Origin of the sequence: Pseudomonas kurunegalensis, from assembly GCF_030291635.1 — a bacterium.
Lineage (GTDB): Bacteria > Pseudomonadota > Gammaproteobacteria > Pseudomonadales > Pseudomonadaceae > Aquipseudomonas > Aquipseudomonas monteilii.
In genome coordinates, this window is sequence record NZ_CP127871.1 from 5,365,500 (window position 1) to 5,389,484 (window position 23,985).

The window sequence follows — 23,985 nt, forward strand, 5'->3', positions numbered from 1 at the left end:
AAGGTGGTCGCGCGCGCTGGCGCAGGCGTTACTGGCCCGAAACAGATGTAGGAGCGAGCTTGCTCGCGATGCGCCGCGCGGGCGGCGCTCGATCTCCCAGGCGCTATAGAAACAAAGGCGAGCACCAGCAGCCCCTATCCCGATTGAACCCCCGCCAATCCCCCACAGTCCACCTTACAGGCCCACCTTCCAGAGGCCCCAGAGGAGACACCCATGAAAGGTACCGCGCTTTCGGCCCTGTTCGCGGCCGCCACCCTGCTGGCTTCGCCGGTGTTTGCCGCCGATGACCTCTGCACCATCAACCTGCAAAAGATCGACGACAGCATGGCCACCGCCGGCGCCACCTCCGAAGGCCTGGACAAGGCCATCACCGAGCACGTCGACAAAGCCAAAGCCGCCCAGGCCTCGGGCGACACCAAGGAATGCATCGCCATCACCAGCAAAGTGCTGGAGCGCCTGGAGAAAACCGAGAAAGGCAGCGGCACCGGCAGCGGTGGTGCGTAACCCTGAAAGCGGGCGACTAGACCGGCTGTCGACGTCGCCCGCGCAATGGCGTATACTCCGCCTCACGTGCCGTAAGGTGCGTTAGCCAAGAGCTAGTGTGGGGCCGATTAGGATTCGACGCCGGTAGCGAAACTCTAGGTGCATGCCGAGTTGGTAACAGAACTCGTAAATCCACTGTTGCAACTTTTATAGTTGCCAATGACGAAAACTACGGCGCGGAGTACAAGCTGGCTGCGTAAGCGGCCCTCTTGACCCGTTGCTTCTGGTAGCTTCGGCTCCAGCAATCACTAGGGGATGCCTGTAAACCCGAACTGATTGTCATACAGAACAGGATCGTCGCGTAGCACGTTGTGGGCGAAGTGACTAAAACTTACACAACTCATCCAAAGCACCCTGCCCGTCGGGCGGCTGCGGATTAAATCAGTAGACACGGCTAAGCATGTAGTACCGACAGCGGAGTACTGGCGGACGGGGGTTCAAATCCCCCCGGCTCCACCAAATAACCATCTAAAGACGTCCACGGACGTCTTTTTTTGTGCCTGGAAGCCAGTAAATACGCGGCCTCCAGCGCTTTTGCGGTCTTTCAAGAGTTTTTGAGGTCCAGCCATTCGGGTATTCCAGGCGGTATTCCAGCTCACCCAGTGCTAATCTTTGGAATACCGAATCAGTGCTTGAGGACAATCTCATGCCTGCTCAAAACCTCCGCCTCTCCGATCGACAACTCAAGGGAGTCAAACCCGCGTCCAAGGATTACGTCCTCACGGACGGTGACGGTTTGCAGCTCCGCGTACGCAGCAACGGCTCGTTGCTGTGGAATTTCAACTACCGCGAACCGGTGACCAAAAAGCGCATCAACATCGGCTTCGGGACCTACCCCGAACTGTCGCTGGCGAATGCACGAAAGAAGGCAGTCGAAGCCCGCGAGCTGCTCGCTCAAGGCATCGATCCGAAGGTGCAGCGCAATACGTTGAATGAAGCCAAACGCGCGGAAACCGAACACACCTTCGAGAACGTGGCCACCGCCTGGTTTGAACTCAAGAAAGACTCGGTCACCCCGGCCTACGCCGAGGACATTTGGCGATCGCTCACGCTGCACGTGTTCCCCGATTTGAAGATGACGCCACTGACGAAGATCACCGCTCCGATGGTGATCGCATTGCTTCGCCCAATCGAAGCGAAAGGCAGCCTGGAGACGGTCAAGCGTCTCAGCCAGCGACTAAACGAGATCATGACCTACGGCGTAAACTCCGGCCTGATCTTCGCCAACCCGCTCAGCGGCATCAGGGCAGTCTTCAAGAAGCCCAAAAAAGAGAACATGGCTGCGCTTCCACCCGAAGAGCTCCCGGAGCTCATGCTGGAGATCGCGAACGCCAGCATCAAACGCACCACCCGCTGCCTGATCGAGTGGCAGTTGCACACGATGACTCGCCCCGCCGAGGCGGCGACTACTCGCTGGGCAGACATCGACTTTGAAAGGCGTGTCTGGACTATCCCTGCGGAGCGGATGAAGAAGCGCCGCCCACACAGCATCCCGTTGAGCGATCACGCTGTCGCACTGTTGGAGTCACTGAAGGCTCACAGCGGCCATCGCGAATACGTCTTCCCGGCCGATAGAAATCCACGCACCCACGCCAATAGCCAGACCGCCAACATGGCATTGAAACGCATGGGCTTTCAGGATCGATTGGTCAGCCACGGTATGCGTTCGATGGCCAGCACCATCTTGAATGAACATGGGTGGGACCCCGAACTCATTGAGGTCGCACTGGCGCATGTCGACAAGGATGAGGTGCGCAGCGCCTACAACCGAGCCGACTACATTGAACGCAGACGACCGATGATGGGCTGGTGGAGTGAGTACATCCAGAAAGCCGCCACCGGCAGCCTGCTTGCCTCAGCATATGGTCAAGTCAGAGACAAGAACGTAGTAGCGATCCGCTAGCTCTGTACGGCGCAAGAATTGCGGAAACAACTGAACGTCCAAGATTCGGGGCAAGCAGCCTCGCTTATCTGCTTCTCAGCGCGGGTCCATCCAAACAGGGCTGCAAAGCCGCCCTGTTTGGATGGACCTCATTTTGAAGAGCTAAAAGCCACGACGTTGTCCGGGATTTACCAAGTAATTCCACCGATGGATAAACGCTTTTCACGTCCTCAAGGGTGCTTAATTTCAGCCCTTGACCGGGTTTATCCACAGGCGTAGAACTGGCCGTGCAAAGGCTGTCGATGACAGCACCCCAGGTGACCCGAGCCTTAAAGGTCACGCCGCCCCGCGGTGGTTCAGCCCAAGTACGATTCGCATCCGGCAGCTCGTACGGTCACTACCCATGTGATGGATGCTCTTACACATATAGCGCTCGTGCGCCAGATACACCGTACCTCGCTGCCCTGCAGCAACCTATCCGTTTGGCCGAATCTTGCGCCAACCTGTGCCCGTCTCTTTCTTCTGGAAAGAGACGGGCACTTCTACCACTGCTGCAGCCCTGATCGCACAAGGCTTTGCGGCATTCCCCCTCGTGACAATCGGCGTGACAAACGCCGATGTCACCAGCAACAGCGCTGTAGATGATGGTGCCGCAGACCAAGGAATGGACTGCACCTGACCGACAGTCAGGCATGCCCCGGTCATCGCATTGCTGCGTTCACCCGGCTCAGGATCTTCAGGCGCTGGTCTAGTCAGCCAGTGCTGCCTCCACCCGCCCACCGGTAACGGTGTTCAGGAGGCCAGATCATGAGATGCCCTTGCTTCCCGGACGTAAGGAGCCGCCAGTCCCGCGCTAGAGGACATCCCCACAGGTCGCAGGGGCCTTGATCCCTGATAACACTCAACATTCTTGGCGGGATGACGTGGGGCAGGGTCGGAAAACGGCAGATGAGGTGACCGATATGGCATTGGTGGGTAGACGCGATGGTCGCAATTTCGGCTATGGCAGGCAATTGAGCTACGCAGGACCCCAGGCGCTGAAAGACATGTTTGGCGGTGGCCATTACGGCACGGTCAAGGCGCACTGTGACCGTTGGCAGGCATTCGTCAAATGGTGCCGTTCCGAACAGGGGCCTGGTATCAATGATGCGCGGCAGATTGATCGAGAGATGTTGGCGGACTACGCAGCGTACCTGCACGACTTGGTTAAGAATGGTGAGCTTGCTGTCAGCACCGCACAAAACCGGCTGTCCAGCGTTAACAGGACCATGGCAGCGCTTCGCGGTGATCAGTATGTGAAATTGCCCAGCCCGAGCAAGGCGTTGGGTATGCAGCGCACTGGGGTTCGTCACTCGGTGCCTCAGGGCCAAGACCGCGAACAGGTCAGGCAGATCGTCGATGCGCTTTGCAGCCATCATCAGTTACGGGCCGCCGCGATCGTTCTGTTGGCACGAGCCACTGGCATGCGTTTGCGTGAGGCTATCTTGGCTGACCTGCCACGGCTGAGCCGTGAGGCTAACGGCCAAGGCAGGATTAACATTCAGGATGGCACCAAAGGCGGCCGCGCCGGCGCCTCGGCGCCCCGTTGGATTGCGGTGGATGAGCATATTCGAGGTGCACTTGGGTTTTCACGGCAGGTGTCGCCTGCGGGTAGCAACAACCTGATTGAGCCAAACGAAAGCTACTTGGATTTTCTGCAACAAATTATCCGCCCTGCGCGGGACATCCTCCATGCCCACAACCTCAATGGCTTCCATGAACTACGAGCGGCGTATGCATGTGAGCGCTATGAGCAAATCACCCAACACCGTGCACCTATCAACGATGGCCAGTGTTGCCTGGTAGATAGGAACCTTGATCGTGAGGCCCGGAGGCAAATCAGCTATGAGCTGGGGCACGGTCGGATCGATGTGGTGGCTGCCTACATTGGGGGGCGGGTATGACCAAGGCTTTTGATATGGAGTTGTTCTTGGCTGGCGTACTGACGGGGTCGCATGCGACGCGGCAGCGGCATTTGCGGCAGGCGAGAGTTATCCAGGCCGCGATAGCTGTTCGGTGGCAGCGGGAGACGCCTTGGGGTTGGCAGAGAAAGCATCTGGATTGGTTTTTGAAGAATCGCTTGGAACAGCGTAGTGACTACACACGTTATTATTATGTGCTCACCGTCAGATTGATCGCTCGACGCTTAGGGGCGTCGTGGGTTTTCGTTCTTCGAGCAGAGACTGCCCTCCACCGGAACCGGCCGCATTCGACCCAGGCTGTGAAAACGCAAACGCTTCCTGAAAGATCGTGTTCCTAAGTGAAATCTGAAAAGGCTGGCTACTCAGCCAACCTAGAATTCGCATGGGAGCGTAAATTCTAGGTTGTTTTTTAACCAGCCTTATCGCCCCGGGGTTTTCACACAGCCCGGACCCATAGGGGCCTTTCGGAAATATCAGCAGTCGCCTAGAAAACGTATAGGCATCCGAAAGAGAAGTGCTTAGTGGAGAAACGCCGGTAGCGAGCTGAATGCTGGCGAAAGGCTACCCTGCTAGTAAAGTTGGGTTAGCATAACGCGGTCAAAAACTTGGAAACGTATGCTATGGAACGCTATTTTCACGTGCAACAGTGCTTTCATGCCGTAGGGCACGGTACATTTTTCACCGGATTGGTATGGGATGAGGCCCGAGGGACGCCGATGTTCAGTTGGGCATATGACTGCGGCTCCAAGAGCACCACCAGCCTCACAGCGGCTCTAGATGCCGTGAACTCTTCGCCTTTCATCCCCGACCTTATTGATCTATTGGTCATATCTCACTTTGATAATGATCATGTTAACGGAGTGAAGGATTTTTTACAGTCAAAAAAAATCCGTTGGCTCGCAGTACCTTACTTGGACTTGTTCCAACAAGCGGAACAAATTGCAATCGGGGACGCGTCATCTTGTTCTGCTTCCACGGCTCTATTTCAGCACGATCCTGTGAGGTGGCTGAAAGTCAATGGCCTGTCTGAACAGGTCAATACAATCATATTCGTCAAAGGTGATTCTGAAACAAAGGCTCCGGATGAGGGCCCGAAACCAGATACTCCTCATGGCCCCTTGCTCAAGCTTGAAAGAGCTGAATCTCCGTCTATTAATGAAACGGATGGCGAAGTAACCTATCCGATTTCATTGGATGATTTATTTCAGCCCCCAGCCAGCACTAAAAAATCCGGTATCGCAACAATGGAGCTGAGTCACTCAGTCAGCTTCGGTCTCGGTGAAGTCCCCATTGAGTTTAAGTTTTTCAATTCGGACCAGCCAGATCTCTTTGATATTCAATCAGGAGCGCGGGTGGCACGAATATCGCGGGCACCGATCGAAGTTGTGCAAACTGAGCTTGAAATAGCTTTGAAGGCTTCTGGGCTTGACAACCCTGCAACAATTGATCGAAAGTGGAGATTTAAATTTAAAGAGGTCTATGAACGCCATTTCGGTCGTTCCGGCATGCAAAAAAACAACATTTCATTATGTCTCATGGTACAGCCTATCATTGAGGTTCAATCGTGCGGCTGGTTTCCTAACCATGAAAGCATACTGTATGACTCCCCCAAAAAAACTGATGGCTCAAGTTTGCAGCGGAGTGGCTTACTTTGTCTGGGAGACCTGAAAATAGACTTCTCTACTATTTCATCCATGCAGTTCCATTATGGAATTGATCGTTGGGACAACTTGGCTGTTGTGCAGGTACCTCATCACGGTTCTAAAGACTCTTGGACACCTGGCGTCGCGGCTAAATTTGCGTCAGACCATTTTGTTCACTGCGTGCCAGATCGTTCTGGTGGCTATTTCCCACACAAGTTTGTGAGTGATGATCTAAGTAGCCTCCCTACCGCTAAGGTCCATAGAGCCGACTATAGGAATACGGTAACTCTCAATTACCACTTTTCTCATTGTCCCGTCTGAGCAGAGAGTAGGCCGCAGGAGTCTTTTCTGGTGATACAACTAACTTATACAGCACACCAATCGACTGTACCGCTGTAGGGCCTAATCTCCCTTGCGCTGAGCGTACATAAGCGCTCAGCGCGATCTCCATGCATTGATTGGTAGCTTGATACGAACGCCCATAAATGATGGGTCAGGTGATATTTCCAAACAGGGGCGAAGATTGTTTGTGGCTGGTTCAGGATCACGATCACCGGTATCTCTGGCTCGTTACATGTTTTTCCTGAATGACGGCTATTGGCTGATTCTGTTGAAAAAGTCGCCCCGGCCTAGATAGCCATGCATTGTGTGGTGAAAACACCTTTTTTGCACGCTGTTACGTCAAATCTGAGCCCTGAACCTTCTGCGCAAAACACGGACTTCTATCTCAGACGCGCGCTTTTCTGCCGTGGAAATCAAAGCCGACTTTTTCAACAGAATCGGCTGTATGATGCCGTTCGCGAGCGGCCTCAGCGAAGCGCAGACCTGACGATACCCCCCCCTGCGAGCCCTCTAAAACGCCACTAATCAGGCAGAGCGTTCGGCGCTTTATATTCATAACGCTCATCATCAAATCCGCGCCGCCGTTCTCAATTAAATTCCACCAAAAAACATAATTATCTGATTTATTTATAGCTACCCTTTGATGTACGCCAAAAAAACCAAATTCCGGCCCCGCGAGATCCCTGCCCTCTCAGCAAAAAACCGTTCGTCTGGTGCCGCATTGGGGTTGGAAACAGAAGCAACTGTCTTAGTTTCTCAAACAGAGACTGAAACAGCGCAGCGAGCAGACCCTATATTACTATCTGCTCACTGATCAGTTGATTACCCGACGCCTAGAAATGAAATGGGTTTTCGACCTTCAAGCGAAAACTGGACCGCCAATGCGACCGAAAGCAAGGCATCGCCTCCAGCGCGCATTGAGAGCTTAAAGATTTATGCCTCACAACCCATCTGTGGTCTTCTATTTCAAAACCACTCACTCATCTGTCCGTACCCATAGACAAACGCCAGCTTTCGGGCCCTGGTCAGACTGACGTAAATGAGAGCACGCTCCTCGTTTTCCTTCTGGCGTCTGGTGACCAGATCAGCTGCCTGGCTAACCACGAAGTCCAGGGGGACCAAGCCCTTATTCACAGAGAGGATGAATACCGCATCAAATTCAAGCCCCTTGACCCGGTGCATGGTCGCCAGGTTGATGGCACCATCAGGGGTGGAGGCACTGTCACGATCCAGCATATGACAGCGCAGGCCACAGCTCTCGAATGTAGCTTGAATTTCCAGTAATTCCTTGCGGGTACGAGCGATCACGCAGCAATTGTCAGAGGCCAAATCATTGGCCTGAAGGTCCCCTATGACCTGTCGTACCTGCTCAACCATACAGGCAAAACTCCTGATGACCGGACTAGGTCCGTGCATCAGCGAATGGTAATAAGCGTTGCTATCCTCGCCACCATCAAGATCGTCCACGGACACACCCTCAAGCACACTAACCGCGACCTTTCGGGTTTCATCCGTAGTACGGTAGTTCACTTTGAGGCGGGAACTGCGACCTCGAATATCGATACCGCATTGGCCCAATATCACCTTGTTCTTGCCATAAATGCGCTGGTGCCCATCCCCGACAACGAACAAATCGTTAGAACTCGGCGGTACCAGCGCACGAATTAGCATGAATGCCTGGGTGCCCATATCTTGCGCCTCATCCACGATAACCGCGCACAGCTCCGGTCGGAGCTCAGCGCGGCCTTCAAGCAGCCGGCGCGCATCGCGATAAGCGTCATCCGGCTCCTTGAGGTAATTGCTCGACAGCAGATGTCGATAGCGTTCAAACACAGGCCAGATATCGATACGCTGCTGTCTATTCAGTGGAGTGCCACGACCGATACGTGAAGCAGTCTTGAACTCATCGGCAGTCATGATCGATAGGGGCTGAACCACCCTCGCCCATTCTTCCTGGAAGAATGCGAGACTCAGCTCAGAGCCTGCTGGCTTATCGGAGTAAGCCTGCTCCCATAGCTGCCTTTCCTGCTGGGCATTCATCAACAGCCCATAGTCATAGCCCTGCTTCTTCAGGAAGCTGATCACCCAAGCATCCAGGTTGATTACCTCGATACGCTCGCGTTGTGTCGGGCTGCAAATCTTGTTCAGATTTTGCTGGATATCCGTCGCCAGGTTGCGAGTGAAGGTGGTGAACAGCACCTTATTACTTGGATTGGCCACATGCTCGGCCAGCCATTTAGCACGATGCATGGCCACTACGGTCTTACCAGTACCGGCACCGCCCAGCACTCGCACCGGGCCATTTTTCTTGCCTTCCACCAAGCGCCGCTGCGCCGGGTGCAGAAAAACCCGCCATTTCTCCAGCGACTGATTGAGCACCTCCCGCAGTGCCTCTTCATTTTCTGCCACAACAAAGCATGCGCGAGACTCGGGGCGCGCCAATGCCGTAGTGAAGTCGTCGGTATCCACCTGCTGTGTAACTACCGGAACAACCTCGTTGAAAGCCTCCTCGAAGCTGGCGCCAGCCATCAACATGAACAAGCCATCATGTACATCTGCCGGGATCTGCTCATTAAGGCGCGCCGTGTCCAGATCAGCCTCGATCTTCATGCTACGCACCAATGGCAAGGCCTCCTCCGGCACTCCCAACTGAATCAGCTGACGATCGCGGATGGCATCAAACAGCCCAGGCTGTGCAACCATGGCAGGCTGTTCGGGCGCCACCAACTCTTGCTCCTGGACAGTAAATACTTGCAGACTGCCTGTGTTGGGGTTGATCTCGACCTTACGACGGGCCGCCCAAAAGTAAGCCTGCTCGTGGTGGTCTATGTAGAGCATCAGATATAAGTTCTGTTTCTCCACTGTCGCCAGGATGATTCGAACATCTTGGTTCACCCGGATCGAACGCAGTTTGTCATCCCTGAAAGCTGTCAGCTTTTCGTAGTGCAGACCGCCATGCTGCGGATCCTGCTGGAACAGCATGACCGCCTTGTTAGCCTGAGCTTGCTCGTTCGGCGTGAGCTTCAGCAGGCTGTCAAAATATTTGTCCGAAAACGCAACACTAACCATCTCAGGCTCCTGAATTCAATTGGGTGATGGCCTTAACCAGATCCTCGGCGCTGGAAACGATGATCCAGCCTGCTTTCTGCAAATACGCCATCGCCGCCTGCTGGTCTTCCAAATGCTCAAGCAGCAGAGCAATTTTCTGCTCAGGTAAGAGCAGCTCTGCTTCACCGACCACCTCACCCTGCTCATCCATAACCGCATCGCCCACAACAACAGACATAGGCCAAGCAATCTGATGCACACCCAAGGCGGTGGCTACGTTCTCGTCCAGCAGCTGGAACCAGTCGGGCAACTGGTGTACTTCCACCGACTTTTCGGCCCCCGCACCAACCAACGGCCAGAGCAAGCCTGCAGCTGTCCCATCGTGCTTGGACTGGGGCGTCCAGGCATAAAACAGCGGCAGGAACTGCAGAAAATTCACCGCAGCCCAAAATCTCTGCCATTGATAGCGAGCAGCCTCTTCACTGCCTTGCTTCAAGTCGTAGCAAAATGACACCAAGGCTTGGTTCAGATCAAACTGTCTGACCAAATCCGCACCGGCAATAAAACCCAAGCTGATCAGCGCAGCCCCTTGCGCATCCTTGAATTCCACCGCCCCCCCGAGAGCTATCGGTTCAGGTTGCTGATCGGTAAAGCTTACCGGCAAGCCATGGAGACTTTGCAAAAGCTTCGCCCGAACTTCGGCGTCGGCCAACGAAGCAGCCGGCAAGCATTGCAGAATGAAAAACAGCGCTTGCTCCGACAACGCTTGCGGATTCTGATCGGCAAGAAAGTGCATGAGCAAGTCGAAGGTGGGCATGCTCAGGTGTTGAGCCGTATTGGCTGTCCCTGCCAATTTTGCCAGCCCCGCGATCGCCTGGTGATGCTGTGCTGGTGAAGTCATACCGGTTAGTAATGGCACATCCGAGGCTTTATCACCGATCACCTTGTTAACGTCATACCAGTTCAATGTCCATACCACGAAACCGGCATGCATCAAGCTTTGTCGCTTGATCAAGTCCTCGCTACTTTTCTGTCCGTGAAATTGGTAGCCATCAAGGAAGATCGCAACTGGCTTGAAACCAGCCGATGCAGGCCAAAGCACGAAATCCGGTCGACTGGCAAACTGGACACCCTCAGCCTTGCCCAGATCAACCTGGGGCTCCACTTCATAGGCCTGCTCGCCGATCGTTAGCCGGTAACCGGTCTTACCGTGAATAATGTCAGCCGATACCCTGACCTTCTGACCGCTGACGCAATCCATACCACTGAATCGCGCAAGCGCCTCGGGGAAACGCGCTTCCAGCTCACTCTCCACCCAGGGATTACCGGAGAGCGAACTTAGGGACTCACTGTTCTGCACCCACTCATGCTCACCTTCGACAATGTCCTTGAGCATTTCCAAGGCTATCGCCTTACTGGTGCTCTCCATGCCATAGGCATTGCGGTACTCCAGCAGGCAGCGATAACAACCATCCATCGTGTGCTCGTAGCAGTCACACGCCTCCATGACATCGTAAGCCATGCGGAACACAGCCTGCATGTTCTCAGCCCGGCTCAGTAGCTCATGCAGATACCCAGTCCCGCCAGGCACAGAGTCGTACAACACAATAAAATGTCGACGTTCGTCTGTTTCCCCTATCGGCTCGCTCTGATGGGCTACTCGCAGATGGTCAACTTTGCCGCCAAACCGTCGTTTGAGTCCCAACTGCAGGGCTGCAACAAAGGAGTTAATCTGCTCTTCAGTCCCCCCCGTTGCCAGTCTTGGCAACAGAATACGTAGGGCTTCCGAGGTAAATTGGCGGTACAGATACAGGCAGTTGTCCAGTCCAAAGTCGTCACCGCCATTGACAAGCTTTTTCACGCCCTTGGCATAGCTACAGCTCTTCAGATGAACCGGCTCGCCCTTGCCTGCCATCACCTTACGGCTCTGCACCGAGCCACACTCGCGACAAACGGCAAAGCCGGATCGCTGCAGCTGCTCGCCAGCCACCTCGAACATCATCTCGTCGCCGTCACGGCGACCGAAGTTCACCTCAAGGAAAGTCGCCGAGCGGATAAACTCGAAACCAAACGGACGATCCTTATCATCCAAAACCCAAGTGATATGGATATCTGCAGGCTTAAAATCGATCAGCATCTGCTTACTAAAAAATACCGGCTCCCGATCATCCGAGTGGTCATTCAACAGCGCATCGCGTGAGTTAGTAAACGCATACACCTGCGTCATCTTCAGCATCTTGGTACGAGCGCTTGAATCCCCCCACTGACTAGTATGGCAACGCGGACAGAGCTTTTCGCTGAAGCCTGCAGTGGGGTTGTCCGCAGCCGCGGAATAATGGCATCGCGGGCAGAATCTCCAGTCCTGAATATTGCGCCCTTTGGCGGTTTCCACTCGGGATATCTTCACCTTGCGGTTACCGGCATAGAACACCGACTCGGGCGCCAATTCCGTCAGCGCTGCCTGTGCCGGTCGCTGGTATTCGTACTCGCGCTTGATCAACTCGCGCTCAGCCCCATCACCAGAAGTCGCTTTTTCTGATCGGAAGATAACCGAATGCAAGGTTGCTCCTTCCTCTGGGAAGGCGTAGTTGGGGAGTAAGCCTTCATCTGTCAGGAAATTGAGCGTTTCGCGCCGGTTCATCACATAGCGCAAACGATTGAAACCCTCACGCTCTCGCTCAAGCTCAGCGAGTTCGTCACGGGTATGCTCGTCCTGTGGTGCCTTGACTAGCTTGTCGATCTGCTTTTTCAGATCCGCACTGCGCGCAGCCATATTTGCCCGCTCATCAGCAACCACCTTGAGCCGCCCAAGCACATACAACTGCAAATGGTCATCCAGATGCTGCGGCCCGCCAAACAAGAACTGGCGCAGCAACTCAAGATCATCACCACTGAGCTCCCTGGCTACATAAGCACTGAAGCCATCCCAGATTTCCTGCATATTGTGCTTAAGGAAATTCAGCAGGGTATAGGGGAAGCGGTCTTCTTGGACCTTTTCCACCGCATCCAGTACCGGCTGCATATTCGAAGGCACTAGGTTGTCGCCCCTGGATTCTCTGGTCCAGCAGTCCATCGCATATGCCAGCAATTGCCTACGCAACACATACCGCGCTTTGAGAAAAACCGCTGGGGGCTCCACCGGGGTATCCAGCATACGGCTCGGGTCGGCGTAGAACACCAGGTCATGGGGCCGACCGTTGGCCACGGTCAGGACGAAGGAGTTGCCATCACGCCGCCCACCTCGCCCAACGCGTTGCAGGTAGTTCGCCTGTGCCGGCGGCACGGAGCAAAGCAGCACGCTGGACAGATTGCCAATGTCGATACCCATTTCCAGGGTCGGCGTAGCAGAGAGCAGGTTGTATTCCCACGGTTTGCCACCCTCACGCATAAAACTGTTCTCGACGCGGATCCGCTCCGGTGTGGATAGCAGCCCGGTATGCTCATGAGCTATCACCCGGTGAATGACGCCATGGCGGAACAGGTTGCGATACAGCGAGTCCCGTGGGGGTACAACTTGCAAGTAATGCAGATCCGGGTGTGCCGCATTCAACAGCGGCATGCCTAGCCAAGCCTTGGCATGGCTTGCCGGCAACAGCAGAGAACGATGGCCCGGGCACTCTACGTTATGCACTTCCGTGGTTACCTGCAGCACGTCAGGCACCACCGCCCACAACTGAACACCACGCTCACTCAGTTCCTCTTTAAGCAGCCCAGTCGCACAAAGAGCCTTGAGGGACGCTCCCAACACCGACTCCAACTGTTTTCGATCGACCAACTCTCCCGGATTCAGACAAACTAGCCAACGCTGGTACCAGCTAGCGCCCTGGCTTCCAGAAAGCACTTCAAAGCCATCACCATTACTCGCTGCCGGATAACGTGGCCGAGCGGCAGACGGACCGCTGGCCGGCGCGTAATCAAGGAGGTTCAGCAAATAAGACTTCCCAGAATTCCAGCGATAGCTCGCGAGGTCCTCTAACGCGAATGCCCCCAGATACACCAGATGCAGCATCAGACCCTGCATATACTGCTGGGCTGCCTCAGAATCAATCCGATAACCGAGCGTATTATTTACCTCAGTCGCCCAACGTTTCGCAGCCTGCTGCACCTTATCCAGCGGCCACTCTAGCGCTGCAATGCCTAAGCGATTTAACGAGCGACCTACCTGCGCACGCCAACCCAGATCCTCCAGCACCTGCCAAAGCATGCGATTACGGATGATCTTCAAATGTCGGACCGGATTGCGCACCTCACCGGACTGCTCAAAAAATTCAAAGTCCCCATCAAAACGCTTATCCGGCGGCATGAACTCACGCAGGTAATACGGCAGCGCCAAGTGCCCATGCTGACCTTCATGCTCTAGCCAATAACGCTCAAACAATTCCGGTATCTGCAAGAGCGGCACCGGACCGGTATGATTTTCCAGCAGCTGAGTCAGGGCCATTCGAACGTTGTTCTGCCAGGTACGGGCGGCAAAGAAACCGGCGCGATGCGCTGCATCCTGCACCGAATCACTAAAAGTCAGCAGTTTTCGGTCATCGTTATCGCGACTGCTGAAGAGCTGATGAATTGCCACCGCGCTCAGACTCGCGGCTCGCGCACCGAACACCACGAGGGATGCTTTTGCGGAGCAGTACGGGCAGTTGTGCTGATGTACAACCCGGTTTACCTGGCCGACACGCTCCTCCTTGAGCAAATCTGGGCGACTGACACGCACCAGCGCTTCATTCCCAGCCTGGCATGCCTTGCACCCACCGCTATGTTCCAACCCTGCGGTAAAGCCGCACTCACGGCAAACCCGGAAATGGGTCAACCTTGGACCGCTCATCTGCTTATCACCACTAGGCTGCCAAGGCATCAACAACCCGGTTTCCTGGTGATTGCTGAAGAACGCCGAGTAGATATTGGCCAGATCCAATTCGATCTGCTGATTGACCGGCTGCGCCACCTCCATCCGCGTCAACCAGGCCGTACCGTGACACTCACGACACTGCACGAGTGGCAACCGAATCTGCTGCTTGTCCCTGGCCGGCGGGTCATCACCGAACGCCAGCAAGGGCGGCAAGCGCTTGATACTGTCGGTCTCCTCGATCTCAAGATCATCTGCGGGAACAGGCTCACGCAAGGTACCGACAATACGTCGCAGCTCTCGTGCCCACAGCTGCAGGCGCAGCTGCATCAGGGGCAGCTTCGTTTCCGCCCGTGCATGAGCTGCCAATGACAAAAGAGCAATCAGTGCCTGTTCCGGCTGACGTTGAAAACGCTTTGGAATCTGAGCGGCCAGACGATTCGCCAGCTCTCTGAAGGTTGGAGTCTTGTCGCCCTGCCGCAGATGTCGCAATAGATTGGCCAGTTGCCCGTGCTGCTTCAGCTCCTTACCAAGCGCTATACGCCCTGGCATTTCCTGTAGATCCATCTCTGGCTGTTTGCTGAAGTACAACTCGTAAGCGACCAGCAAATACTCGTTCAAGCCCTGGCGCAGCGCGACCTGCAGGGTCTCTGGAGCAATGTCCGGGTTCAGGTTGAGGAACGACAGCGTGTCGATGAATTCATCCGGCGACTGACGCTGCTCAGTAATCACCGCCTCCCGTGGGAAGGGAGCGGAAAATATATCGCTGGCATACTGAAGCAGCCCCGCCACACTGTCTTCACCTCCCAATGTCGCCGAGGTACCCACGCAGATCAGGCGCTCCGGCGCCAGATCAAAGCGGGCACGTAAGCGGCGGATCAGGAGCGACAGATCCGTACCTTGGGCGCCATCAAAAGTATGCAGCTCATCCACTACCAGATAACGGAGGGTGTCGGGCCCGTTGTTCACCCACAGTTTCTGGTCCTGCGGGCGCATCAAAAGGTAGTCGAGCATCTTGTAGTTGGTAAGCAGCACGTCGGGCGGATTCTGGCGCAGGGTTTCCTTATCCGTGATTACCTGGTCCGGTCCCATGGACTTGATGCCCTGGCCATCACCGCCGACAAACAACCCAACACGCAGCCCCTTCAGTGACGGTTGGTTATAGATTTCTTTGGCAAAACGCTTGGCCTGATCCGTCGCCAAAGCGTTCATCGGGTAAATGACAATAGCCTTAATACCGGGCTTGCCAGCCTTCTGACAGAAATCCAGCACCGGGTACATAAAGCACTCGGTCTTACCCGAACCAGTACCCGTCGCCACCAGTGCATTGGCTGCTTTGCCATTCGCCGTAAGGCGCCGCCAAGCCTGCTCCTGGTGAGCATGAGGAGGGAATTCAGTCTTAAATCCAGAAAAGAAATCGCAGCCTGACTGACCACTCAGAAATGGCAAGCCAACGGTAACGTAAGGCCCCTTGATGAAAGCCTCGCCGTCCTGCTGCTCCTCAACCAGACGGCGGAACTCCCCCCGGAATGGTGAGGTTTCAGTCTCGAAACCAGTAATGATAAATTCGCGTAGTGCAGCGGATACTTCGCTGGCCAACAAGCCGGGAATCATGAAACGTCCTTATCATCTGGGACAGAGCAAATGCCCTGCTGAAGGTACCTCGCAGTGCGCTGGGCCGCACAGCCAGACCCCTAATATAAAAATTTTACCTTAGGCAAACCAACACATCTCCGCTCATGCGCCAGCACCGCTCGGCGCGTGATTACGCGCATCCAGTGCTCTCCTCGAAAATGGCCCAAGCCACCCGGTAGTCATCTTCCCGATCAGGTTTAAAGAAGGGGGCGTGGTAAGTGATGGTGGTTTCCCAAGGACCGCCAGGCAGGGTGTCGTCCTGATAGGTTTTGCGTACAACGCCCTGGGTCAAATGCTGGATATCTTCCCAGCCGAGGGCAATGTCGTGAGCGTTGAAGTCCGAGGACTCGACCGAGTAGTGGGTGCCTTCGGCCAGGTCACTGTTACGGGCTTTTCTATGCAAGCCGACACCGACTAGGCCTTTACTGGGCGTGAAGACGATGCGACCATTCTGGTCATACCAGGTATCGGCTTCATACTGGCGCATGACCGGGAACTGAACCCTGTAGATGGTGAGCAGTTCTTCCAGCGTTAGGCCAAGGGCCTGTGAAACGAGGACATCGATTTCAACCAGCGCCTGCCGGCGGGAGTAATCGCTACGCAGAGCGTTATGGCGTTGCCACTCGGGGGTGAGGTTGGAGAAGAAGTCTCGCAACAGACACTCATTATTAGAGGTCCATTTAGCCCCCCTAAATTCATTACACCAAACAGCCCCCCAAATCTCCTTGTATACTTCAAGAGTCGAGAACAGACAAATACCGCGAACCAGAAACTCAGCTCTCTTAGAGGCCGAGAACTCTAGAACAGGCAGTTTTCTAAGCGCATTCAACCGGAAATCCGGCTTACCAATAACCCTATGAAAATAATCATAAGGCAACGAGCTTAACAATGTCGCCCATAAGAGATTCTCAGCATTATCACCTAAAGAAAAATAACTGACCCCTTCTTGCTGAGCCAAATCCGGAGCCCAACCTGACAGCAAAGTCCGTTCCCCCTCTTTATCCACCCGACGTCTAGCCACTATTTTTGATACGGACAGATTGGGATCGTAACCCTCGACTACAAAGTTACTTCTAGGAAGATAATCATCCCCGACATCGAAAATATCTAGAGCCGTATAGGCGCGATGTGTATCGCACACCCGCTTCGGCGTTTGTGAGAAAACATTAGCCAATCCGATATGGGCGCTCTGAAGTACGAATTTTTTTTGCTCAACAAAGCCAGTTTTCTCGACACACTCTAGCTCTCCAAAATTTCGTTCACCAGCAGTAAACTTCAAATTATTTTTCGAAAATTTATTTAGCTTAAGCAGCGCAGCTATTTCCAGCCCCGACCGGAAGGAAATAAGCCTTGCAGACCGCCAGCTCTCAGCGCTCATGCTTTGCTCAAAAAAATAATCGACAAACTTTAAATATTCCTCATCTAGATTGATGACGCGAGCAAGAGATCCCTGCCTATTCCAGCCTCCATTGAGATTCTTTTTACCCAAATCAGAGACAGAGTGGCTGGTAAAGCATTCATCGATCGTATTTGGATGATAAAGGCCAAATATCATTTGAGCAGAATTATTACGCTCAATATGTGAAACCACATTAAGACTATAAGCTCTAGTATTTCCGATCGGAAATAATTTTTCTTGGTTCACGAAAGAAAAGTGATAAATCAAATGCTGATACACTTTCCCCCTCATAGAACCGCCTTTTTCCTCCTCAAAAATACTGTTTTGGTGTAGCAGTCCAGAGACACCACTCCGCGAAAGTAATTTAAATTGGAGCTCCGCGAACCCTTTGTACAAATCACACTTCATTGAGGATGAAAACGGGTAATTCCCAACACTACCCAGAAAGCTTCTAGCCCCAGAGATTTCTTCAAGCTCCTTTATCACTGCCGAGAGAACATCATCCCTCTTTAACATTCGCGCCTCTAATGCGGCCTTATCCTCTCCACTCATAGCCCTGAGAATTAGTTCAGGAGAAAAGTCACCGACAACTCGCTCCAAACTAAAATTCAATGCAGACCATGGAGGATTACCAAGAGTAATATCAAAGCCACCGCGCTTGGCGTAGATGTCGGCAAAAGCCAGTTCCCAGTGGAAAAAGCGGAAGTGTTCACCCAGTTCGTTGGCGATGGCCAGGGTCTTAAAAAACGGGTTCTTGAACAGCTTTTCCAGGTTGAGCTCGCCCTGCTGGGTGCTGACGTCGCGGACAGCTTGGGTTTCAACGCGCAGGGCTTGTTGGGGCTCGTCGGCGGCGAAAAGGTCCTCGATGGGTTTAAAGAGGTCCTCTCCTTTCGCTGACTCAGCACTGAACAAGCCTTCTTGCATCGGGGCAAATTCGAAGGTGCCAGCGCTGTTGAGGATGGTATTGAGGTCGAATAACCATTTTTGCCGATCGGGCAGTTGCTCTGCCTTGTCCAGCGGCCAGAACCAGAGGGCGCACCAGTAATCCATGGCCAGTTTCAAGCGGCGGTAGGGCGAGGCAACGCGGGCATTGGTATTGAAGATGCCAGTGGTGCGCAGCTGGTCTTTCTCTTTGGTGCTGGTGTGGTGTTCGGCCATGCCCTGCTGGCCCCACAAGGGGTAGCTATCTTCGGTGCGCCGGCGGTGCTGTTCCAGCATCTGGGTGTGTTCGCGCCATAGACGATCGACTGCATTACTCAGCGCTTGCAGGGTACGAATTTCCTGCGCTTCGAGCGGAGCACAGAAAGCCTTTTTCCATTCTTTGATAGCACTGAAGGCATCCGGGCGCAGCTGTTTGGCAACGCTGTCGTTGTAGCCAACCATGCCAGGATCGGGCAGCAGGAAGTGGTAAATCTCCCCTTCTTTTCGGCCACCCTCGCCTGCCTGTTCCTGCAGACCAAAGGGGTCGAGCCGGCGCGGAGCATGGTTGTACCAGAGGCTTCCCTTGGCTTGTTTCTTGAGAGTGCTGGCCGGAAAGACCTCACGGCGGGCACCAATCAAGCTATTTCCGGCGAACAGCTGGTAACCGAACCAGGGTACGTTGTGGCCACCGCTGAGGGCGTTAAGCCAGAGGGAAACTTCCGCCAGTTCAACAGCGATGGGGTTGAGGTCAACACCGAACACGTTGTGATCGGCGATGTGCATTTTTACCCTCTGCAGTTCGCGTTGGTAGTCCTCGTGGGGAATCCGTAGGCCCAGCTCCTGCTGTTTACGCGTGAGGTAGGCCTCTGCGAGCTGGTTGACGGCTTCATTCAAGAAGGCGGCGCTGCCCATGGCGGGTTCGCACACCGTCAGGTTGAGGATATCGTCGGCGGTGATGTCGTCTGTCAGGCGTTCCTTGAGGGTGTACTTCACCAGGCTTTTGGTAAGTACTTCCGGGGTGTAAAAGCTGGCGGATTTTTCCCGATCGCGCCCGGCCATCCGATAGATGAATTTGCCTTTGGGGTGGACGCGCAGCTTTTTCTTTTTGTCCTCGATGTCGTAAACCCATTCGCTGTCTTCGTCGAATTCTTTCAGCTGGCTTTGCGTGACGAAGAAGCCAGTTTCCAATTCATCAGGGTTGATGTTTTGGCCTTTGGCGGCGACTTCGTGGAGGTCCTCGGTGGCGAAGAAACCACGGTAACTGAGCAGCGCTTCATATACGGCACCAAGCTGGTTGATACCGAGCTGGGTGTAGCTGACACGACCACGACGCTTACGGCCCTTTTGAGGCCGGGTCAAGGACATGCTCTGGATCACTCGCTGTAGGGTTTCGTTGCTGAAGGTGACGCGGTTGAGCAACGGAGTGTTAGCCGGGTCAAACAGGTGGCTGTCCAGGCCCTGCAGGGTGAAGCCGTTGGCGGTGCTTTCGTGCAACTGGTCGAGTTGGCGGTTGAGCTGGTGGCCTTTGTAGATCAAGCCGAACATGCGCTGTAGGCTGTGGTGAAAATAGTGACCGCGACGGCTTTCTTCGGTGGTCAAGCGAACACTTTCCAGATCGCGCAGGCTTTCCAGACTGTAGCCTTGGCGCCAGGCATCGTGCTGGTGCGGTAGGTAGCCGAGCTCTGGCCGAGCTTCGATATAAAACAGGAAAAGGATGCGGTACATGGTGCGCAGGCATTCGCTGGACAACTGGTCGGGGTCCAGCGCATTGCTGCCACTGTATATGCCCTCTTTGCGGTCTCGGGCCTGCTCGACCAGTCGCGCGGCCGCTTCGTTGCCGAGCAACTCAATAGCGTGGCGCAGGGCGTATTTCAAATCATCGGAGACGGCAAAGGCGTGCTTGTGGCTGTTTTCATCCAGGCTGTCGAGTCGACTCTGGCCATCATCCGGCACCAGGCTTTCTCGGTGCAGCAGTACCGCGGTAGCCTTGAGGGTGCGGTCGTCTCGACGTCCGAGAATTTCTTCCCAGTCAAAACGCAGCATGCGATTCTGCGACCACTTGTAGCGGTCAATCAGAATGCCCTGGCGGTCGCTGAGCAGCAGTACCCAACGCGGCGGCTGCTCGTTATACGGGCTGGATTGGCGAAACACCACTTCATTGAGGATGCGGTACCAGTCGGTATTGCTCAATTTGTCGTGGTGCGGACCAGAGCCGAAGAACTGGTCACGGTGCAGTTGCAGCGACAGCGGATCTTCGCCCTCGCTATTAGCATCCAGTGCACCCAACACCCATAGCTGGTCACCCAGCACACTGAGCACTGGCAGCTCCATATTGGCGGCAACCTCACGGTTGCCGGGCTGGTAGGTAATACCCAGCGCACCAAGCAGGTCGCGGTAGAACTCGCGTTGCAGACGGATGCGCTCACTGGCGCTGCGTTCAGTCTTGAGCTTGTGGCGCAGGGCAAAATAGCCCTGATTCAGGTTGCGCAGAGCGCGCTGCGGGGTGACGAAACCTTCGCCCTGCTCTTCCCGGATTTCCCACTCTTTGATGGTGTCAGCCAAGTCGCCCTGGAATACCTCTGCAAGGTAATGAGCGCTAAAAAACTCGTTATCGTTGCTCAACCCGATAAAGGTGGCCACGCTGTCCTGTAACGACATCTAACTTTTACTCCTTTGCCTGAGCCCGACTGCTCAGTCTGTGACCCGGGTAAATACGGCAAGAATCTGAATAAACGGCACAGGTTCTATGGTGTGAGTGTCCTGCACCCAGGTCTGGTAGTCAGCAAACACCTTTTCAATCCGGTTCAGACGCTCTTCTTTGCGAGCGGCCTTGAAATGTTCCGCCTGACTGGAACCTTCCAGTTGCAGATCGAGCTGCAGGACCTGACGCCCCTTAAGCGCCTTGAGCTCGGCCAGCTGACGCTCCAGCTGCGGTCGGTGTGCGGCGATGTAATCCTGTTGCAGTTGCTGCATCTGCTTACGCGCAGCGGTAATCACTGCCGGCCGCAGACGTTCTAGCTGAACGATAGCCAGCGGCTGAGCGCGGTTAGGCAAGCGGTTGTCCAGCTGCAGGCGCTGCAACCACGCTTCGGCAGGTTCGATGCCCGTGACCGCGTCGTTACGGATCCTGATGGCGAACCACTTCCAGATCACTGGGTGGGCCTTGCGGTTGGGAATCAGGCCACTGACCAGGAATACACTCTCGTCGGGTTGCATTAGCTGAGTGACCCGGTCGATATCCGGCAGCGCTAGTACCGGCGCACTGTGCCGAGCCACTTGGGCCAGCAGCTTGTCTTGCAGCCATTGGATCGCCGGATGTTGGGGCCAGAGGTAGTGCAGCTTGGGCCAGGCGTTCTCGTCCTGACGACTACGGCGAATTTCTTCGGCAAAACGCTGCCTGTCAGCGGTAAGTACCAGGCTGCCATCTTCCGGGCGGATCTCCGGGGGTAGGAAGCGGAAACGGTAGTCCAGGTCGTCCGGAGGCGTCAGGGTGATGGTTTGACGTTCATTGTTGGCCGTGAAGTTGACCTGGCGGCGCTCACGGTTGATGGCTTCCAGCGCCTGACGAGCGAACTCATAGTCACTGGGGAACAAGCTGAAGCCGTCGACGGTGAACTGTTCTACCTGCTCAGGAGTTTTTGGCTGCACGGCCTCGGGGTTGAGAAACAGCGCCAGCAGATCGTCGCCTTCATTACTGTCATCGGCTTGGTACTGCTGATCAAAGGTTTGTGCGTCGGTGCCGTTGGCCATGGCCTGCATGGTCAACGCTTCTTCAGCGTCCGCATCGTGGACCTTCATGAAAGTGGCTGGATCCCCGATGTTACGGTAGGCCTGATCGTCCTTCTCCTTGAGGATTTCCAGTATGCGCTGGTCGCCCTTGACCGTCGGGTTGCTGCTCTGGGCAATCAGGTAGGTGATGATCGGCGTCTGCTCTTGGCCGTAGCGGTCAACCCGACCGTTGCGCTGCTGGAACACCATCAGCGACCAGGGCAGATCAAAATGCACCAGACGATGAGACAGGTAGTGCAGGTTGATACCCTCACTAGCCACGTCCGAACAAAGCAATACACGCAGCTTGCTTTCCGGCTTGCCGAAGGCTTCGACAATGGATTGCTGCTCTATGTCGCTCATGCCGCCATGCAGTATCTGGATGGCATCGTCCTTAAGTTTGAGATCCTGCTGCAATTGGGCCTGCAGCCAGTTGAGCGTTTCGATCCGTTCACTGAAGATCACCAGGCGGTCGTCGGTGTCGCTCTTCTTCCAGCCAAAGTCCTTGCTGTTCAGCAGGCCGAGAAATTCCCGATATTTGCTGAAGCTGGTCGGGGTGATGTTGCGCAAGGCGTGCTGAAGGTTGTGGAGCGCTTCAATTTCAGCCTGCTCGTCGGTGCTGGCACCCTTACCCTGCAACTTGGCAATGCGCTGCTTGACCGATATCTCGGCGGCAGCCGGCGAGCTAAACATGGCTTTCTGCAGGCCGATACGCACTAACTGGCCGTTGCTGGTCGCACTATGCTCGCCACGGTAAGTGAAGGGCACATCAAGCAGGGCTTGGTAAACACCCTCCTCCTCCAGTGAGGCGTGCAGGTAGATGTCCTTGACTACCCGCTCCTTGAACTCCTGCTTTACCTGGTCGCGGATGTCCTTCTTGAAGCGACGGATGACCAGCCCCTTATCTCGGAAGTCCTCCTTGGCGTAGTCGTCCGGATCGGAAATGGCAGTCGGGTCAAGCATGTTCATCAGGCTTGCAAAACTGCGCGCCTTGCCATCATGCGGCGTGGCCGAGAGCATGATCAGCGTATCGGAGCGGCCAGCCAGCAGTTGCGCGAGCTTGGCACGCTGCGAGCCACTGCTGCGCTCGGCGACGTTATGGGCCTCGTCGATGACAATAATGTCCCAGTAGGCCTCTTCCAGATGGCGGCGATACTCGTTGTCCTGCTTCAGCGTGTCGATAGATATGATCGACTTATCGTAGTAGTAGAAAGGGTTGTGATTACCCGGTATGTGATTGCGCACACGCTGCAGGCCGGCGGAGTCCAGCCGAGTCAGTGGGATAGTGAATCGGTTCCACATCTCCTTCTGGAACTGGGTCATCATGCTTTTCAGCGTCAGCACCAGAATGCGCTTGCCGCGGCCCCGGCGGATCAGCTCAGTCATCAGGATGCCGGCTTCCAGAGTCTTTCCCAGGCCTACTGAGTCGGCAATAAGGATTCTCTGGCGGTTCTGCTTGAGCGCCTGCAGCGCGGGATCGAGCTGATAAGGTACCGTATCCATCGCTGCGCGATGACCCAGATGAATCTTGCTATCGGCTGGAGTGATCTGCCGCAGCTGGGTTTCGATGAACAACCGACTCTTCTCAAACCCCGGGGTGGTGTCCTGCTCGAAGCAGGTCTCTGCAGGATCCAGAATACGGATCACGTCAGCCTGCTCCTCTAGCCGCGAGAGAAACTGCGCACTCTTGCCATTGACCAGCTCGGATAACCCGTCGACCGTGAGGATGTAACCACCGTCATCGCAGGGATCAGCTCGGCGCACTACCCATTCGCAGTCACGGATAACGACGCGAGCGCCTGGAGCATAAAGACTTTGCATTGAACATTCCTGTAACAGACACGACCCCAACATCCGGTGCCATGTGGCGTCAACGATAATGGCCCGATGATGCGACAGATCCACCGGTGAGGTGAAGCCTTAAATGGATATTTGGCTGACCGGATGAACATGCTGCGACAGACAGCCAACCATCGCTCACCAATTCCGAATGTCAC

Annotated in this window: 9 protein-coding genes and 1 other RNA gene; 6 read left to right on the plus strand and 4 right to left on the minus strand. The window is 54.9% G+C overall.

What is annotated here, in order from left to right; translation table 11 throughout:
* The first annotated feature begins 213 nt into the window (after positions 1 to 213).
* The 6 genes from QQ992_RS24540 (at position 214) to QQ992_RS24565 (ending at position 6,350) form a co-directional block, all read left to right on the plus strand.
* A complete protein-coding gene (locus tag QQ992_RS24540) occupies positions 214 to 504 on the plus strand; it encodes a PA2433 domain-containing protein (RefSeq protein ID WP_119371493.1) in 291 nt (96 codons plus the stop codon).
* 99 nt (positions 505 to 603) lie between these two features.
* Positions 604 to 1,002: a transfer-messenger RNA gene (gene ssrA / locus QQ992_RS24545) on the plus strand.
* 187 nt (positions 1,003 to 1,189) lie between these two features.
* A complete protein-coding gene (locus QQ992_RS24550) occupies positions 1,190 to 2,446 on the plus strand; it encodes an integrase domain-containing protein (RefSeq protein ID WP_286111353.1) in 1,257 nt (418 codons plus the stop codon).
* Between the two features lie 941 nt (positions 2,447 to 3,387).
* On the plus strand, positions 3,388 to 4,368 hold the full coding sequence (locus QQ992_RS24555; protein ID WP_286111354.1) for an integrase domain-containing protein: 981 nt from the start codon (positions 3,388 to 3,390) through the stop codon (positions 4,366 to 4,368).
* Positions 4,365 to 4,724 (plus strand): hypothetical protein, encoded by a 360-nt coding sequence (locus tag QQ992_RS24560; protein ID WP_286111356.1) that lies wholly within the window; start codon positions 4,365 to 4,367, stop codon positions 4,722 to 4,724. The genes QQ992_RS24555 and QQ992_RS24560 overlap by 4 nt, the downstream gene beginning before the upstream one ends.
* A 282-nt stretch (positions 4,725 to 5,006) precedes the next feature.
* Positions 5,007 to 6,350, plus strand: a complete 1,344-nt coding sequence (locus QQ992_RS24565) for a ComEC/Rec2 family competence protein (protein ID WP_286111358.1) — start codon at positions 5,007 to 5,009, stop codon at positions 6,348 to 6,350.
* Positions 6,351 to 7,337: 987 nt separating this feature from the next.
* Here QQ992_RS24565 and QQ992_RS24570 read toward each other — a convergent pair.
* The 4 genes from QQ992_RS24570 to QQ992_RS24585 all read right to left on the minus strand — a co-directional run bounded on the left by QQ992_RS24570 (position 7,338) and on the right by QQ992_RS24585 (position 23,809).
* Positions 7,338 to 9,440 (minus strand): UvrD-helicase domain-containing protein, encoded by a 2,103-nt coding sequence (locus QQ992_RS24570; RefSeq protein WP_286111360.1) that lies wholly within the window; start codon positions 9,438 to 9,440, stop codon positions 7,338 to 7,340.
* A gap of 1 nt (position 9,441) precedes the next feature.
* Complete coding sequence (locus QQ992_RS24575) at positions 9,442 to 15,879, minus strand: DEAD/DEAH box helicase (RefSeq protein WP_286111362.1); 6,438 nt, start codon at positions 15,877 to 15,879, stop codon at positions 9,442 to 9,444.
* A 151-nt stretch (positions 15,880 to 16,030) separates the two neighbouring features.
* On the minus strand, positions 16,031 to 20,878 hold the full coding sequence (locus tag QQ992_RS24580) for an Eco57I restriction-modification methylase domain-containing protein (protein ID WP_286111364.1): 4,848 nt from the start codon (positions 20,876 to 20,878) through the stop codon (positions 16,031 to 16,033).
* Between the two features lie 33 nt (positions 20,879 to 20,911).
* Positions 20,912 to 23,809 (minus strand): DEAD/DEAH box helicase, encoded by a 2,898-nt coding sequence (locus QQ992_RS24585; RefSeq protein ID WP_286111365.1) that lies wholly within the window; start codon positions 23,807 to 23,809, stop codon positions 20,912 to 20,914.
* Positions 23,810 to 23,985: the final 176 nt, after the last annotated feature.

Excerpts from the sequence above, each read along its gene's own strand:
- QQ992_RS24575 (WP_286111362.1), bottom strand. The coding sequence starts at position 15,879 with ATGATTCCCGGCTTGTTGGCCAGCGAAGTATCCGCTGCACTACGCGAA.
- QQ992_RS24585 (WP_286111365.1), bottom strand. The coding sequence starts at position 23,809 with ATGCAAAGTCTTTATGCTCCAGGCGCTCGCGTCGTTATCCGTGACTGC.
- QQ992_RS24580 (WP_286111364.1), bottom strand. The coding sequence starts at position 20,878 with ATGTCGTTACAGGACAGCGTGGCCACCTTTATCGGGTTGAGCAACGAT.
- QQ992_RS24555 (WP_286111354.1), top strand. The coding sequence starts at position 3,388 with ATGGCATTGGTGGGTAGACGCGATGGTCGCAATTTCGGCTATGGCAGG.
- QQ992_RS24570 (WP_286111360.1), bottom strand. The coding sequence starts at position 9,440 with ATGGTTAGTGTTGCGTTTTCGGACAAATATTTTGACAGCCTGCTGAAG.
- QQ992_RS24550 (WP_286111353.1), top strand. The coding sequence starts at position 1,190 with ATGCCTGCTCAAAACCTCCGCCTCTCCGATCGACAACTCAAGGGAGTC.
- QQ992_RS24540 (WP_119371493.1), top strand. The coding sequence starts at position 214 with ATGAAAGGTACCGCGCTTTCGGCCCTGTTCGCGGCCGCCACCCTGCTG.
- QQ992_RS24560 (WP_286111356.1), top strand. The coding sequence starts at position 4,365 with ATGACCAAGGCTTTTGATATGGAGTTGTTCTTGGCTGGCGTACTGACG.
- QQ992_RS24565 (WP_286111358.1), top strand. The coding sequence starts at position 5,007 with ATGGAACGCTATTTTCACGTGCAACAGTGCTTTCATGCCGTAGGGCAC.